At 70.7% G+C, this 14,724-nt stretch carries 12 protein-coding genes and 1 pseudogene; 6 read left to right on the top strand and 7 right to left on the bottom strand.

Annotated elements, in window-relative coordinates; all coding sequences use genetic code 11:
• Nucleotides 1-220: 220 nt before the first annotated feature.
• Nucleotides 221-1,237 carry an LLM class flavin-dependent oxidoreductase gene (locus tag ACFSCV_RS07175; protein ID WP_378798824.1) on the top strand — a complete coding sequence of 339 codons (1,017 nt, stop codon included), beginning with the start codon at nucleotides 221-223 and terminating at the stop codon, nucleotides 1,235-1,237.
• Between the two features lie 33 nt (nucleotides 1,238-1,270).
• Here ACFSCV_RS07175 and ACFSCV_RS07170 read toward each other — a convergent pair whose 3' ends face one another.
• Nucleotides 1,271-2,104 carry an aspartate dehydrogenase gene (locus ACFSCV_RS07170; protein ID WP_378798385.1) on the bottom strand — a complete coding sequence of 278 codons (834 nt, stop codon included), beginning with the start codon at nucleotides 2,102-2,104 and terminating at the stop codon, nucleotides 1,271-1,273.
• Between the two features lie 164 nt (nucleotides 2,105-2,268).
• Entirely contained in the window at nucleotides 2,269-3,177 is a 909-nt protein-coding gene (locus ACFSCV_RS07165; protein ID WP_378798383.1) for a LysR family transcriptional regulator, read from the bottom strand.
• A 98-nt stretch (nucleotides 3,178-3,275) separates the two neighbouring features.
• Between ACFSCV_RS07165 and ACFSCV_RS07160 the strand changes: the two genes are divergently transcribed.
• Nucleotides 3,276-4,205 carry an alpha/beta fold hydrolase gene (locus ACFSCV_RS07160; RefSeq protein ID WP_378798381.1) on the top strand — a complete coding sequence of 310 codons (930 nt, stop codon included), beginning with the start codon at nucleotides 3,276-3,278 and terminating at the stop codon, nucleotides 4,203-4,205.
• Between the two features lie 70 nt (nucleotides 4,206-4,275).
• Here ACFSCV_RS07160 and ACFSCV_RS07155 read toward each other — a convergent pair whose 3' ends face one another.
• On the bottom strand, nucleotides 4,276-5,292 hold the full coding sequence (locus ACFSCV_RS07155) for an alpha/beta fold hydrolase (RefSeq protein WP_378798379.1): 1,017 nt from the start codon (nucleotides 5,290-5,292) through the stop codon (nucleotides 4,276-4,278).
• A gap of 83 nt (nucleotides 5,293-5,375) precedes the next feature.
• On the opposite strand from ACFSCV_RS07155, the gene ACFSCV_RS07150 reads away from it, so the two are divergent.
• Nucleotides 5,376-6,305: a LysR family transcriptional regulator gene (locus tag ACFSCV_RS07150; RefSeq protein ID WP_378798377.1), complete on the top strand. Its 930-nt coding sequence runs from the start codon at nucleotides 5,376-5,378 to the stop codon at nucleotides 6,303-6,305.
• 14 nt (nucleotides 6,306-6,319) lie between these two features.
• On the opposite strand, the gene ACFSCV_RS07145 is transcribed toward ACFSCV_RS07150, so the two are convergent.
• Together ACFSCV_RS07145 and xoxF5 are read right to left on the bottom strand one after the other, a co-directional pair.
• Nucleotides 6,320-7,393 (bottom strand): threonine aldolase family protein, encoded by a 1,074-nt coding sequence (locus tag ACFSCV_RS07145; protein ID WP_378798375.1) that lies wholly within the window; start codon nucleotides 7,391-7,393, stop codon nucleotides 6,320-6,322.
• A 223-nt stretch (nucleotides 7,394-7,616) separates the two neighbouring features.
• A complete protein-coding gene (gene xoxF5, locus ACFSCV_RS07140; protein WP_378798822.1) occupies nucleotides 7,617-9,380 on the bottom strand; it encodes a lanthanide-dependent methanol dehydrogenase XoxF5 in 1,764 nt (587 codons plus the stop codon).
• Between the two features lie 273 nt (nucleotides 9,381-9,653).
• On the opposite strand from xoxF5, the gene ACFSCV_RS07135 reads away from it, so the two are divergent.
• From ACFSCV_RS07135 to ACFSCV_RS07125, 3 genes are all read left to right on the top strand, one after another.
• Nucleotides 9,654-11,063, top strand: coding sequence for a histidine kinase (locus tag ACFSCV_RS07135; RefSeq protein WP_378798374.1), 1,410 nt, complete (start codon nucleotides 9,654-9,656; stop codon nucleotides 11,061-11,063).
• A 3-nt stretch (nucleotides 11,064-11,066) separates the two neighbouring features.
• Nucleotides 11,067-11,729: a response regulator gene (locus ACFSCV_RS07130; RefSeq protein ID WP_378798373.1), complete on the top strand. Its 663-nt coding sequence runs from the start codon at nucleotides 11,067-11,069 to the stop codon at nucleotides 11,727-11,729.
• Nucleotides 11,730-11,827: 98 nt separating this feature from the next.
• Nucleotides 11,828-12,766, top strand: a complete 939-nt coding sequence (locus ACFSCV_RS07125) for a glutaminase (RefSeq protein WP_378798372.1) — start codon at nucleotides 11,828-11,830, stop codon at nucleotides 12,764-12,766.
• Between the two features lie 72 nt (nucleotides 12,767-12,838).
• Here ACFSCV_RS07125 and ACFSCV_RS07120 read toward each other — a convergent pair whose 3' ends face one another.
• Both ACFSCV_RS07120 and ACFSCV_RS07115 read right to left on the bottom strand, forming a co-directional pair.
• On the bottom strand, nucleotides 12,839-13,894 hold the full coding sequence (locus ACFSCV_RS07120; RefSeq protein WP_378798371.1) for an NAD(P)-dependent alcohol dehydrogenase: 1,056 nt from the start codon (nucleotides 13,892-13,894) through the stop codon (nucleotides 12,839-12,841).
• A 151-nt stretch (nucleotides 13,895-14,045) separates the two neighbouring features.
• Nucleotides 14,046-14,724 (bottom strand): annotated as a pseudogene (locus ACFSCV_RS07115) (hypothetical protein); the annotation flags it as partial.

Here is a 14,724-nt window from a genome sequence, read left to right as displayed (position 1 = left end):
CGGGCCGGAAAAATGGGGAACGTCCGATTTCCAGCGCTTATTCATTCAAAATCACGGATTTGAGCGGGGCGCGGCCGTGGAGTCTGGCGCTCCGTGGATCGCCGCCGTTCGACAATTTCGAAATCGGCTCCTTGCACGGACGCCCGTGATCGCGCCGCCCGGAACCTCCATATACGGCGCGGGCGCCCAAGACGCGCCGCGCGGACCTGAGGTGACGGCTTTGCTCAAGATCGGATTTCTGTCTTTCGGCCACTGGTCGCCGTCGCCGCAGTCGCAGACGCGCTCGGCCGGCGACGTGCTGCTGCAGTCGATCGATCTCGCGGTCGCGGCCGAGGAGATCGGCGCCGACGGCGCCTATTTCCGCGTGCACCATTTCGCGCGCCAGCTCGCCTCGCCCTTTCCCCTGCTCGCGGCCGTCGGCGCGAAAACGAAGCGGATCGAGATCGGCACCGGCGTGATCGACATGCGCTACGAGAACCCGCTCTACATGGCGGAGGACGCAGGCGCCGCCGACCTGATCGCCGGCGGGCGGCTGCAGCTCGGCATCAGCCGCGGCTCGCCCGAGCAGGTGATCGAGGGCTGGCGCCATTTCGGTTATGCGCCGGCGGAGGGCGAGAGCGACGCGGACATGGGCCGGCGCCACGCCGAGAGGTTCCTCGAGGCGCTGAAGGGCGAGGGCTTCGCCCAGCCGCACCCGCGGCCGATGTTCCCGAACCCGCCGGGCCTGCTCAGGATCGAGCCGCATTCGGAAGGCTTGCGCGACCGCGTCTGGTGGGGCTCGGCCTCCAACGCGACCGCCGTCTGGGCCGCGAAGCAGGGCATGAACCTGCAGAGCTCGACGCTGAAGAAGGATGAGAGCGGCGAGCCGTTCCACGTGCAGCAGGCGCGCCAGATCCGGGCCTATCGCGAGGCTTGGGCGGCGGCCGGCCATGCGCGCAAGCCCCGTGTCTCGGTCTCGCGCTCGATCTTCGCGATCGTCAACGACCAGGACCGCGCCTATTTCGGCCGCGGGCAGGACAGCGACCAGGTCGGGATCATCGACGACATGCGGGCCGTGTTCGGCCGCTCCTACGCGGCGGAGCCGGACCGGCTCGTGGACGAGCTCAAGGCCGACGAGGCGATCGCCGAGGCCGACACGCTGCTGCTCACCGTGCCGAACCAGCTCGGCGTCGCCTACAACGTCCATGTGCTCGACGCGATCCTCAGGCACGTCGCCCCGGCGCTCGGCTGGCGCTGACGCCCTGACTCCGCCGGGACGATGCGGGATCGGTCAGGAGCCGACCCGGAGCGGCGCGCCGAGCTTGCGCAGATAGGCGATCACCGAGAGCGCGGTGATCCGGCCGGTCTTGGGATTGTCGGTCGGCACGTTCTCGATGGTCATGCGGAACGTCGCGGAATCCGCCTCGACCTCCACATGGTGGGTGTTGAGCGTCAGCGCCGGATCGGCCCAGATCTCGAGCGTCGTCCGGTCGGGGCCGACGCCGGCGAGCGAAAGCGCCGCCGCGACGTTGAGGTTGGCCGGAAAGCCGACCGCCGCCTCGCGGGGCGTGCCCTTGAAGATACGAAGCGGCTCGGCGATGTCGTCGATGGCGATGCCGTTCTCGACGAGGTAGGGCGCGCCGGCGAGGCCCCTGACGGGCTTGCGCGTGACCATCCGCACCGACCGGATCTCGCCTTCCGCCGCGGCGGTCACGGCGTCGAGGCCGAGCAGCGCCCCGGTCGGCACGACGATCTGGCCGCCATGGGCCCGGGCGAGGTCCACGAGCGCCTCGTTGGCCAGCAGCGCGCCGGAGCTCAGCACCACGACCGTCTTGCCGGCCCTCAGGAACGGCTCGGCGATCGCGGGCAGCAGGGAGGCCGGGGCGCATTCGACGACGATGTCGGCCAGCGGCTCCAACTCCTCGATTGGCACGACCGGGACCGGCGTCCGCAGACGGCCAAGCCTGGCGCGGGCCCGGGTCAGGTCGTTCGCCGAAACCGCAGCGAGCGCGCAGCCGGGCAGGCCCTCGTCCAGCGCCTCGGCGACGCGCAGGCCCACGGCGCCCAGCCCCGCGACCGCGACGCGGCGCGCACCGCCCGCAGTTTCGTTGAGAGCGTCGCTCATAGGGATTGGGCCTCCAGAACGTTTCGGTTACCGGCTACGCGATGCAGGCGTTGGCCTTCGGAATAGTCTTTTGGCGAACCTCGGAAGTTCCGCTCCAGACGCAGCAGGCCAGTCGCGCTGCGCTCGGAACGTCGGAATGGCCCGATGGAGGCCGAGGTCCGACTCTACCCCCTGTCGACGCCTTCGATCGCGAGGATGCGCGGCGCGGCGAAATCGGCGAAGGCGCGCACCGCTGGCCTCAGGAAACGTCTCGAGAGGTAGGACATGCGGATGTCGGTGGGCGTCACCCGATGCTCGGGCATGACCCTGACGAGCCGGCCGTCCGCCAGTTCGTCCGACACAAGCAACACCTGAGCGGTCGCGATCGCGCGGCCGGACAGCGCCGCGCCCATCAGAATCTGTACGCTGTTCGTACGTAGAACCGGATCGAGCGTCACGGTCTCGGGTCCGTTCGGCCCGATCATCGAGAGTCCGCCGTCCGCGGAGAGCGAGGCGTCGGTCACCGCGACGTCGTGGGCTGTCAGCTCCGCGGGCGTTCCGGGCGCGCCCCTCCGCGCGAGATAGTCGGGCGACGCCACGAGAACGCGCCGGGCGATCCCGATCCGGCGCTCCTGGACGTCGGCTTGCGTCGCGCGCCTGAGCCCGAAGGCGAGGTCGATCCGCTCGTCCGCGAGATCGACGCCGGCGTTTCCCAGGATCAAGTCGACCGAGACCGTGCGGTGCCGGTCGCGGAAACTCTCCGCGATACGGTGAAGATGACGCTCTCCGAGGCAGGCGGGGCTGTGGATCCGGACGTTTCCGGAAATCTCGTCGCCCTCGGCCCGAACGGTCGCGAGCGCTTCGTCGATCGTTGCCAGAGCGTCGCCGCAGAGCGCGTGCAGACGGCGGCCGGCCGCCGTGGGGGCCATGCCGCGTCGCGAGCGGTGGAACAGGCTCGCCCCGCAATGCTCCTCCATCTTCCGCAGGAGCTTGCTCGCCGCCGGCTGCGCGAGGCCGAGATCACGGGCGGCCTGCGAGAGCGAGCCCGTCTCGACGGTCCGAACGAAGACCCGGAGAGAGTTCGCGACGTCCATCCATTCTCCTCGGTCATGACGATCATGGCGATCCCCGCACTATCGCGCCGGGGTCCGCTTCGCAATCATCCACGCCGTTGACGCCGGAGACCTGATGGATGACGCCCCGCCGCCGCGACCTTCTTCTATGGTCCGCCGCCGCCTCGACGATCGGCCTGCGGGCCGCGGCGCAGGCCGCGCCCGGGCCATCGAATGCGGCGGGCCTCGAGAGCCGATATCTCGATCTCGACGACGTGCGGCTGCGCTACGTCGTGGCGGGCGAGGGACCGACCGTGGTCCTGCTCCACGGATGGCCCGAGACGTCGTCGGCCTGGTCCGGCGTCATCCGCCGCCTCGCCGGCCGCTTCAGGCTGATCGCCCCGGATCTGCGCGGCGTCGGCGGATCGAGCATCCCGACGACCGGCTATTCGAAGCAGCGGATCGCGGCCGACGTGGCGACGCTGATCGAGCGGGAAGCCGGCGGGGCCGCCGCGGTGGTCGGCCATGACATGGGCGGCAAAGCGGCCTATGTGCTCGCGCTTACGCAGCCGGGCCGCGTCTCGCGGCTCGTGCTGGTCGACTGTCTGCTGCCGGGCACAGAGAACGGCGACGCCCTGCGCGGAGGAGCCTGGCACTACGGGTTCCACATGGCCGAAGGCTTCGCGGAACTGCTGACCCAAGGGCGCGAGCGAGACTATATCGCGGCCCAGATTCGCGCCTGGTCTCACGTCAAGGACGCGATCCCGGAAGCCGACATCGCCGCATACGCGCAAGCCTACGCCCGGCCCGGCAGGATGACCGCCGGCTTCGGGCTCTATCGCGCGCTTCCTGAGGACGCCGCGTTCGCGGCCGGATTGCGGTCCCGGACGCTCGCCATGCCGGTGATGACGGTCGCGGGCCGCAGCAGCGCGGGGACCGCGCTCTCGAAAGCCGTCGAGCCCCAGGCTCCGAACCACGCCGCGGTCGTGATCGAGAATTGCGGGCATTTCGTCGCCGCGGAAGCGACCGACGTCCTTTGCGACAGCCTCGCGTCGTTCTTGGACGCATGAGCCGGCGCCCGGCCGGCCAGCCGGACGCCTCGAAGGACGCCGCGCGCGCCTCCGCCGACGACCCCCGCCTTCAGATGACGCCGTGGCGCTGGAGGAAGTCGCGGATGCGCGCGGCGATCTCGGCGGCGTGCGTCTCCAGCGCGAAGTGGCCGGCGTCGAGCAGATGGATCTCGGCCTTCGGCAGGTCGCGCTTGTACGCCTCGGCGCCGGGCGGGATGAAGAAGGCGTCGTTCCTGCCCCACACCGCGAGCAGCGGCGGCTGATGCTTGCGGAAGTAGGCCTGAAAGTCCGGGTAGCGCTCGACATTGGTGCGGTAGCTCAGGATCAGGTCGAGCTGGATCTCCTCGGCCTCCGGGCGCCGCATGTAATGCATGTCGAGCGTCATGCCGTCGGGCGAGACCCGGCCCTCGGGCGCGCCGTGGGTCCACTGGAAGCGGATCGCCTCGTCGGTCAGCGCGGCGCGGCAGGCCTCGCGGTTCTCCGGGGTCGGGTCCCGCCAGTAGGCCTCCCACGGGCCCCACTCCTTGCTGAACCCCTCCACATAAGCGTTGCCGTTCTGGCTGATGATCGCCGTCACCCGCTCGGGATGCGACATGGCGAGGCGGAACCCGGTCGGCGCGCCGTAGTCGAAGACGTAGAGCGCGTAGCGGGTGAGCCCCATGGCCTCGACGAAGCCCTCCGTCACCTCGGCCAGCTTGTCGAAGCTGTACGCGAACGAGGCGCGCGGTGGCGCGATCGTATTGCCGAAGCCGGCGAGGTCCGGCGCGATGACGCGGTACCGGTCGGCCAGCAGCGGGATGAGGTCGCGGAACATGTGGCCCGCGGTCGGGAAGCCGTGCAGCAGCAGCAGCACGGGCGCGTCGGGCCGGCCGGCCTCGCGGTAGAACACCGTGACGTCGCCGACCTTTTTCGTCCCGAAACGCAGGCGGACGTCGTCCGCCGCGACGGGGCCCGGGGACGGCGCCGCCGCGGCCGGCGCGGCCGCTCCCGCCGCGGCGAGGCCGCCCAGGCCGATCGCGGCCATCACCGACCGCCGTTCCCAGCTCTTCTGCAGCATCTCCATGATGTGCGCTCCTGTCTCGATCATGTCTGTCGAACCGGAAGCTATGACTTGCAAGTTCATGCTATAAGACGCCGAATTCGCACTCTTCGATTTCAGGAAATGAAATCATGGACCGGCTCGACGCCATGGCGATGTTCGTCGCGACCGTGGATCAGGGGTCGCTCGCCGGCGCCGCGCGCGTCTTCGCCTGCTCGCCCGCCAAGGTCACGCGCGCGCTGCAGATGCTGGAGGAGCGGCTCGGCGAGCGGCTGGTCCACCGCAACGCCCGCCGCCTGCGTCTGACGGACGCCGGCGAGCGGCGGCTCGCGGTCTACCGCCGGGTGCTGGCGGAGCTCGACGCGGCGGAGGGCGGCTCCGGCGGCGCGATCGACGGCCTGATCGGCGTGACCGCGCCGGAGCTGTTCGGCCGGCTGCACGTCGTGCCGGTGATCGAGACGTTTCTCGCCGAGCATCCGGCCGCGCGGGCGCGGGCGCTGCTGCTCAACCGGATGGTCGACCTGGTGGAGGAAGGCATGGACGTCGCGGTCCGCCTCGCGCCGCTGCCCGATTCCGGGATCGTGGCGACGCGGCTGGGCGAGGTTCGCAAGCTCGTCTGCGCCGCGCCGTCCTATGTGGAGCGCGCCGGCGCTCCAGCGAACCCGATCGAGCTGCAAAAGCACGCCTGCGTGGGCGAGGAGGAAGGCGACGCCGGCGCGCTGTGGCGCTTCGCGGAGCCCGGGCCGCGACGGCGCAAGACCTTCGCGGTCGCGATCCGGCCGCGCATGGCGCTGAACTCCGCCGGCGCCGCGATCGACGCCGCCGTCCGCGGCCACGGCGTCTGCCGCGCGCTGTCCTACCAGGTCGCCGAGCATGTCGCCGCCGGGCGGCTGGTGACGCTCCTCGACGCATTCGAGCCGGAGCCGACGCCCGTCAGCCTCGTGTTCCATCCCGTTCCGCGCCGCAACGAGACGCTGCGCGCTTTCATCGACCACGCGGCGCCGCGCCTGCGCGAGACCCTCGCTGGGGTCGCGCGGCAGATCGGCGAGACCCGTAGGTGAGTTCCCGACGCCGGTCAGGCCGCCGGAGAACTGCCCCCCGCGCCGCCGCGCCGGAACGCCGCCGCGACCCCGCCGGCGACGTCGATCGCCCGCGTGATCCCCTCCGCGTCCACGTCGAGATGGGTGGTGGCGCGGACCTCGTGCGCGCCGGTCGCGCGGAAACGCACGCCCCGCCGCTCGCAGGCCTCCACGAAGGCGGCGGCCGTCGCGTTCAAGCCCTCGACCGTGAAGCGCAGGATGTTGGACTGGGTCGCCGCCTCGAAGGCGATCCCGTCGATCGCCCGCAGGCCACGGTCGAGCGTGGCGGCGTTGTCGTTGTCGACTCCGAGCTGCGCGACGTGGTGGTCGAGCGCGTAGAGCCCGGCGGCGGCGAGCACGCCGGACTGGCGCATCGCGCCGCCCAGCCGGTACTTCCAGCGCCAGGCCTCGACGATGAACTCGCGCGTTCCGCACAGCACCGCCCCGACCGGGCAGCCGAGCCCCTTCGACAGGTCGATCCAGGCGCTGTCGAAGCCGGCCGCATAGTCCGCGGCGGAGATGCCGGTCGCCGCGACCGCGTTCAGCAGCCGCGCCCCGTCCATGTGCGCCTTCAGGCCGTGGCGGCGGGCGACGTCGCGCACCTCCCGGACGGTATCGAGCGGCCAGATCGAGCCGCCGGAGAAGGCCGTCGTGTTCTCGATCGAGATCAGGGCCGGGCGCGGCGCGGTGCGGGCGGCGGGCCGGATCGCGGCCTCGGCCTGCGCGGCCGAGAACACGCCGTCGCGGGTCGCGAGCGGCAGGGTCGCGACCCCCGCGATCGCGGCGGCGCCCGCGGCCTCGGTGTTGAAGATGTGGGAGGTCCCGTCGACCACAATCTCGTCGCCCGGCCGCGTCTGCACGAGGATCGCGACCAGATTGCACATGGTGCCGGAGGGCATGAACACCGCGTCCTCCATGCCGAGCAGATCGGCCACGCGGGCGCAGAGCGCGTTGGTCGCGGGGTCGGAGCCCGCCTGCTCGTCGCCGACCTCGGCGCGCGCCATGGCTTCGCGCATGCCCGCGGAGGGGCGCGACTGGGTGTCGGAGAACAGGTCGACAAGATCAGGCAAGGGCGGCTCCCGCTTCGGCTCCGGACCGGCGTGATAGCGGGAAACGCGTCCGCGCGCACGGCCCCCCGCCCTTACTCCGGACGCCGCATAAAAAAACGGCGGGCCACAAGGGAGCCCGCCGTGTCCATAAGTCCTGCGCCCGGCCGAGGGAGGAGATAGCCGGGCGCGTCTGCGCTATGGAAAGTTTCGTCGGGGGGCCCGGGTAGGACAGCCCCAGACCTCGTCAATTCGGAAGTTTGAACACCGTGAGCTGGCCGCCGAGAGCGGTGTAGCTGGCGAGAGCCGCGTAGCCGCCGACCGCGCCGAGACCCTCGTTGCCGCCGGTCAGACCGGCCGCGAGGCCGATGCCGGCCCAGCCGCCGACGCCCGAGAGCACGGCGACGTACTGCTGGCCCTTGTGCTCGTAGGTGGAGACGTTGCCGATGATGCCGGACGGGGTCTTGAACTTGTAGAGCTCCTTGCCCGTCTTGGCGTCGACCGCCTTCAGGTAGCCTTCCAGCGTGCCGTAGAACACCACGCCGCCGGCCGTCGCCAGAGCGCCCGACCACACGGAGAACATCTCCTTGTTCGACCAGACGATCTTACCCTTGACGTTGTCCCAGGCGATGAAGTTGCCCATGCCGCCGTGGCTGTTCGGCGCGGCGTACATCGAGAGGGTCGCGCCCACATAGGGCTGGCCGGCGGTATAGGACACCTGGAACGGCTCGTAGTCCATGCAGACGTGGTTGGTCGGCACGTAGAACAGGTTCGTCTTCGGCGAATAGGCCGCCGGCTGCTGGTCCTTGGTGCCGAGAGCGGCCGGGCAGATGCCCTGGCTGTTCACGTCCTCGCCGTTCTGCTCGGTCGAATACTTGGCGACGACGAGCGGACGGCCGTAGGTCTTGGACGACTTGTCGAGGTCGACTTTGGTGGCCCAGTTCACGACCGGATCGTACTTCTCGGCGACCAGGACTTCGCCGGTCTCCCGGTTCAGCGTGTAGGCGAAGCCGTTGCGGTCGAAGTGCGTGAGAAGCGGGACGTCCTTGCCGTCGATCTTCTGATCCGTGAGGATCATCTCGTTGACGCCATCGAAGTCCCACTCGTCGTGGGGCGTCATCTGGTAGACCCACTTGGCGACGCCGGTGTCGGCGTCACGGGCCCACACCGTCATCGACCACTTGTTGTCGCCGGGGCGCTGCTTCGGGTTCCAGGTCGAGGGGTTGCCCGAGCCGTAGTAGACGAGGTTCAGCTTCGGGTCGAAGGCGAACCAGCCCCAGGTCGTCCCGCCGCCGATCTTCCACTGGTCGCCTTCCCAGGTCTTCAGCGACGAGTCCTTGCCGACCGGCTTGCCGTGCTCGGTGGTCTTCGCTGGATCGACGAGGATCTCCTCGTCCGGACCCATCGAGTAGCCGCGCCAGGCCAGCTTGCCGTCCTTCAGGTTGTAAGCCGTGACGTGGCCGCGCACGCCGAACTCGCCGCCGGAGATGCCGACCAGCAGCTTGTCCTTGAAGGGCATGACGGTGGTGGTGTTGGATTCGCCCTTCTTCGGGTCGCCGTTCACCACCGACCACTTCTTCTGGCCGGTCTTGGCGTCGAGCGCCACCACCGTGGTGTCGGCCTGCTGCAGGAAGATCATGCCGTCGGCGTAGGCGACGCCGCGGTGAACCGTGTCGCAGCACATCACCGGCACGACGCCGGCGTCCTGCTTCGGCTCGTACTTCCAGATGATGCGGCCTTCCTGGTTCAGGTCGAGCGCGAACACGTTGTTCGGGAACGGCGTGTGCACGTACATCACGTCGCCGACGATGAGCGGGCCGCCCTCATGGCCGCGCAGAACGCCGGTCGAGAACGTCCAGGCCACCTGGAGCTTGTCGACGTTCTTCGCCGTGATCTGGTCGAGCTTGGAGTAGCGGGTGTTGGCGTAGTCGCCGGTCTGGATGCCCCACTGCTTGGGGTCCTTGATGATCGCCTCGACGCTGTCGTTGGCGAGCGCGGGCGAGGCGGCCATGGCGGCCGTCAGGCCGAAGCCGAGAAGGAATGCGCGGTTCAAATGGTCGTCCTCCGACTGCGCGGACAGTGGCGCCGGCGGCGCTCTCTTCTGGTTTCGCCCTTGCGGGGCGTCCGTCCGCTGATCGCGAGAGACTCCCGAATGGCGCGCGGATGCGTAGAGACCCGCTCCCAAGTTCGATTGGGAAATCTTCCCGATCTCGATCGGGACCCTTGCATTCGGCACGTCGGTCCCGGACACCGGAGCGTCGAGACGGAAAGCGGACGCGAACCCATGTCGCTCATGACCGGGCTTGTTCTGCGCATCTTCGCGGTCGTCGCGCTGTGCCTCGCCGGCGCCGGGGCGTGGACGATCACGGAATCCCACGACGTCATCCGGCGCGAGGTCGCCGCGACCGCAGAGCGGGTCGAGCGCGAGGCCAAGAACCTCGCCTGGCGCGAGGTGATGTTCCGCGGCAACGAGGGCCCCAACGCCCGGCTCGCCTTCCCCGAATGGCGCACCGCCGACACGCTGCGGATCATCAGTCCGGGCTACTGCGTGACGCTCGCCTGGACCGGCGAGCCGCCGACGCGGTTCTGCGGCGGGCCGGAGAACGCGCGCGACGCGGCGCCGGACTGGTTCGCGGCCCTGCATCACGCGCTCTTCGGGGCGCTCCCGCCGGTGCGGAAGACCATCGCCACCGGCCGCCATGTGGTCGGCATGGTCGAGGCTTCGGCCGACGACGCCGCCGCGGCCTTGCGGGTGTGGCGGCAGGTCAGCGTGGTGCTCGGCGTCGCCGGCGCCATGGCGATCGCGATCGCCGTGCTGGCGACCGTCGCGATCGGCCAGGCGCTGCGGCCGGCCGACGTCATCGTCCGCGGCCTGAAGCGGCTGGAGGACGGCGACCACGAGGTCCGCCTGCCCGATTTCGCGGCGCGCGAGTTCGCCCATGTGGCGCGGGCGTTCAACGACCTCACCGAGCGTCTCGCCCTCACCACCGCGCAGCGCGCGGCCGTCACCCGCCGGCTGTTCCAGGTGCAGGAGGAGGAGCGCCGGGCGCTGGCACGCGATCTCCACGACGAGTTCGGCCAGTGCCTCACGGCCACCCGCGCGCTCGCCGCGGCGGTGGCCGGCGCGAGCGCCAAGGACCGGCCGGACATCGCCGGCAGCGCGCGGGAGATCGGCGCGATCAGCGAAGGCATGGCGATGACGCTCCGGAGCGCGCTGGCGCGGCTGCGGCCGCCGGAGATCGACGAGATCGGGCTGGAGCAGAGCCTCGAACAGCTCGTGGGAACTTGGAACGCCCGCACCGCCACGGCGGCCCGCCGGCCGACCTTCCGGCTGGAGGTCGCCGGAAACCTCGACGACGTCCCGACCCAGACGGCGCTCACCATCTACCGCGTCGCGCAGGAGGGGCTGACCAACGCCGCGCGGCACGGCGCGCCGCAGGAGGTGCGGATCGCCGTCGCGCGGTCGGAGAAGGCCGCGGCGGCGGTCACCGTCACGGTCGAGGACGACGGCGGCGGCGACGCGCACGGCCTCGAATCCGGCGCCGGGCACGGCCTGCTCGGCATCCGCGAGCGGGTCGACGCGCTCGGCGGCGCGTTCACGGCGGAAGCGACCCGGCGGGGCGTGCGGATCTCGGCGCGGATACCGCTCGCGGAGCGGCCCGACGCCCGCGCCGCCGCGCGGGAGGCCGCCTGACCGATGGAGGGCCTGACCATCCTGCTGGTCGACGACCATCCCGTCGTGCGCGCCGGCTACCGCAAGCTGATCGAGCTGCAGCCGGGCTACCGCGTCGCGGCCGAGGCCGACAGCACCTCCGCGGCCTATCTCGCCTACCGCCGCGCGCCGACCGACATCGTGATCATCGACCTCAGCATGCCGGGTTCGAGCGGACTCGAGGCCATCCGCCTGATCAAGGCGGTGGACCGCAACGCCCGCATCCTCGTCTTCACGATGCACGAGGGCCTGTCCCACGCCCTGAAGGCGTTCGAGGCCGGCGCCTCCGGCTACGTCACCAAGAGCAGCCCGCCCGAGGCGCTGATCGCCGCGATGGGCGCGATCGCCGAAGGCCGCAAGGCGGTGAGCGACGACATCGCCCGCGAGATCGCGGTCGAGCGGCTGTCCGGCCGGCGATCCCCGCTCGACGCGCTCGGCCCGCGCGAGGTCGAGATCCTGCAGCTCATCGCCTCCGGCCGGACCACCGACGAGATCGCCGACGCGCTCTCGCTCAGCCAGAAGACGATCCAGAACTACCATTCCGGCATCAAGGCGAAGCTCAACGCCCGGACCGACGCCAGTCTCGTCTGGGTCGCGATCGAGGCCGGCCTGATCGAAATGCGCTCGGTCGGGGTCGGCGCGGACTGAAGGCGGGAGACGTCCGGCCGGCTGCTGCGCGGACGACGCTCGCAGCCCTTGCGAGAACCCGCGCGACTCCGCCAGGAATCGGAGATAAGTCGTCGCCCATGACCACGCGCCCAGACCTCGACCAGATCGTCCAGGACATCGCCGGCGAGATGCTGCGGCGGCCCGACCGCGGCGAGGTCGCGCGCTACATCCCCGAGCTCGCGCGCGTCAGCCCCGAGCAGTTCGGCATCGCCGTGATCGACGCCGACGGCGCCGTCAGCGCGGCCGGCGACTGCGACGCGCCGTTCTCGATCCAGAGCGTCTCAAAGGTGTTCACCCTGACGCTCGCGCTCGGAAAGGTCGGCGACAGACTATGGAAGCGGGTCGGCCGCGAGCCCTCGGGCAGCCCGTTCAACTCGATCGTCCAGCTCGAGCGTGAACAGGGCGTTCCGCGCAACCCCTTCATCAACGCCGGCGCGATCGCCGTGACCGACGTCATCCTCTCCGGCCACAAGCCGCGCGAGGCGCTGGGCGAGATCCTGCGCTTCATGCGCTTCCTCGCCGACGACGACGCCATCTCGATCGACGAGGCGGTGGCGGCCTCCGAGCAGCGCACCGGCTTCCGCAACGCGGCGCTCGCCAACTACATGAAGTCGTTCGGGGTGATCGAGAACCCGGTCGAGTTCACGCTCGGCGTCTACTACCACCACTGCGCCATCGCAATGTCGTGCCGGCAGCTCGCCATGGCGGCGCGCTTCCTCGCCCATTCCGGCGTCCAGCCCACCACGGGGCGCTCGGTCGTCACCCCCGAGCGCGCCCGGCGCATCAACGCCATAATGCTGACCTGCGGCCATTACGACGGCTCGGGCGACTTCGCCTACCGCGTCGGCCTGCCGGGCAAGAGCGGCGTCGGCGGCGGCATCATCGCGGTAGCGCCGGGCAAGGCCTCGATCGCGGTCTGGTCGCCGGGCCTCGACGCCGCTGGCAACTCCCATCTCGGCCGCATCGCGCTGGAGATGCTGGTGAAGCGCACCGGCTGGTCGATCTTCGGCGCCTGATGTCGCGCGGGCGGAGAAAAGCCCGCGGCCGCCGGAGCGGACGCGGGGTCGAAACGTTTAAAGTCTTTGGCGTCAGGCGGCTTCGCGCAGCGAGGCCATGTCGATGACGAAGCGGTACTTCACGTCGCTCTTCAGCATCCGCGAATAGGCCTTCTCGATGTCCTGGATCGGGATCAGCTCGATGTCGGAGGTGATGCCGTGCTGGCCGCAGAAGTCGAGCATCTCCTGCGTCTCGGCGATGCCGCCGATCAGCGAGCCCGCGAAGTTGCGCCGCGCGAGGATCAGGCTGAACACGGCGACGGCCAGCGGGTCCTCCGGCGCGCCGACCTGACAGAGCGTCGCGTCCCGCTTCAGCAGCCCGATGTACTCGTTGATGTCGTGGTTGGCGGCCACGCAGTCGAGAATGAAGTCGAAGCTGGAGGCGTGCGCCGCCATCTGGTCCTTGTCCTTCGAGATCACGACCTCGTCGGCGCCGAGCTTCTTGGCGTCCTCGACCTTGTTCGGCGAGGTGGTGAACAGCACCACATGCGCGCCCATGGCGTGGGCGAGCTTGACGGCCATATGGCCGAGGCCGCCGAGGCCGACGATGCCGACCTTCTGGCCCGGGCCGACCTTCCAGTGGCGCAGCGGCGAATAGGTGGTGATGCCGGCGCAGAGGAGCGGAGCCGCCGCCGCGAGATCGAGGTTCTCCGGCAGGCGCAGCACGAAGTCCTGGTCGCAGACGATCTGGTCGCTGTAGCCGCCATAGGTGGTCTCGCCGGTCTGCTTGTCGGCGCCGTTGTAGGTGCCGACGAACATGTTCTCGCAGTACTGCTCCAGGCCGTCCTTGCAGCTCGCGCAGCTGCGGCACGAATCCACCATGCAGCCGATCGCGGCGTGCTGGCCGACCTTGAACTTGCTGACTTCGGGGCCGACCTCGACCACCGTGCCGACGATCTCGTGGCCCGGGACGCAGGGGTAGACCGTGTTCCTCCACTCGTTGCGGGCCTGATGCAGGTCCGAATGGCAGACGCCGCAATAGGCGATCTCGATCCTGACGTCCTTCGGCCGCAGGGCGCGGCGCTCGAACGAGAACGGCGCCAACGGCGCGTCGGCGGCGGAGGCGGCGTATCCGGTGCAGGCGAACATGGAGTATCCCTTCTGATCGCAGGCAGGGGGTTCGGCGCGGGATCGAGCGATCCGGCGCGCCAATGCTATGGCGCGCCATATACCGCGTCGCCCCGTCACAGCCGCTGCAAGCGCGCATTCCGGCCTTGCGGCCGCGCAACCCGGCGTCGGCTCAAGGCGCGACGCGGTAGGCCCTGAGGCGGGCGTCCGGGCCGAGATCGACCGGCCGGAGCCATGTCGGCGTCTCGCCGGCGAGCAGGGCCGCCGCGAAACCGTCGGGATAACGCGTTGCGAAGCCGGCGACGTCGCCCTGCCCCGGGCAGATCACCACGTAGGCCGCCCGGCGCGACAGCGCCACGGCGCGCGCCTCCTCGGCGCTGCCGGTCAGCGCGTCGACCTGCGCCGTCAGGCCGTCCACGCCGCGATGGTACGGCGCGGCGACCACCGCGTGGGGCGTGAAAGCCAGCACGAACGGCCCGGCGTCCGAATTGTTGAGCGCGAGCCCCGGCGCCAGCCGCGCCAGCGCCGCGTAGTCCGAGCGCGGGCAGGCGGCGAGCGGCGCGACCGGCGCCGGCGTTCCCCTCAGGCTCGCGGCGTGGGCGAGGCCGAGCCCCGCTACGCCCGCGGTCACCGGATTGAGCGCGATCAGGGCGAGCGCGGCCCGCGCCGCGTGAGGCTCGCCGTTCCGGGCGAAGCGCACGGCCACGGCGCCGAGGACCGGCGTCACGAAGGCGAGCGCCAGCGAGATGCCGCGGATCTGCCAGGCCGCGACCAGACAGGCGACCGCGACCGCGGCCGCGGCCGTCCAGGCCCGCCAGCGGTCGTCGCCGCGGCTGGTCGCGCAGAGCGCC

The sequence above is a fragment of the Methylopila henanensis genome, from assembly GCF_042681025.1.
Lineage (GTDB): Bacteria > Pseudomonadota > Alphaproteobacteria > Rhizobiales > Methylopilaceae > Methylopila > Methylopila henanensis.
The sequence above is the reverse complement of the archived record's forward strand: the minus strand, read 5'-3'. Positions and strand labels throughout refer to the sequence as shown.

Excerpts from the sequence above, each read along its gene's own strand:
- xoxF5 (WP_378798822.1), bottom strand. The coding sequence starts at position 9,380 with ATGGCCGCCTCGCCCGCGCTCGCCAACGACAGCGTCGAGGCGATCATC.
- ACFSCV_RS07155 (WP_378798379.1), bottom strand. The coding sequence starts at position 5,292 with ATGATCGAGACAGGAGCGCACATCATGGAGATGCTGCAGAAGAGCTGG.
- ACFSCV_RS07125 (WP_378798372.1), top strand. The coding sequence starts at position 11,828 with ATGACCACGCGCCCAGACCTCGACCAGATCGTCCAGGACATCGCCGGC.
- ACFSCV_RS07135 (WP_378798374.1), top strand. The coding sequence starts at position 9,654 with ATGTCGCTCATGACCGGGCTTGTTCTGCGCATCTTCGCGGTCGTCGCG.
- ACFSCV_RS07170 (WP_378798385.1), bottom strand. The coding sequence starts at position 2,104 with ATGAGCGACGCTCTCAACGAAACTGCGGGCGGTGCGCGCCGCGTCGCG.
- ACFSCV_RS07120 (WP_378798371.1), bottom strand. The coding sequence starts at position 13,894 with ATGTTCGCCTGCACCGGATACGCCGCCTCCGCCGCCGACGCGCCGTTG.
- ACFSCV_RS07150 (WP_378798377.1), top strand. The coding sequence starts at position 5,376 with ATGGACCGGCTCGACGCCATGGCGATGTTCGTCGCGACCGTGGATCAG.
- ACFSCV_RS07165 (WP_378798383.1), bottom strand. The coding sequence starts at position 3,177 with ATGGACGTCGCGAACTCTCTCCGGGTCTTCGTTCGGACCGTCGAGACG.
- ACFSCV_RS07130 (WP_378798373.1), top strand. The coding sequence starts at position 11,067 with ATGGAGGGCCTGACCATCCTGCTGGTCGACGACCATCCCGTCGTGCGC.
- ACFSCV_RS07160 (WP_378798381.1), top strand. The coding sequence starts at position 3,276 with ATGACGCCCCGCCGCCGCGACCTTCTTCTATGGTCCGCCGCCGCCTCG.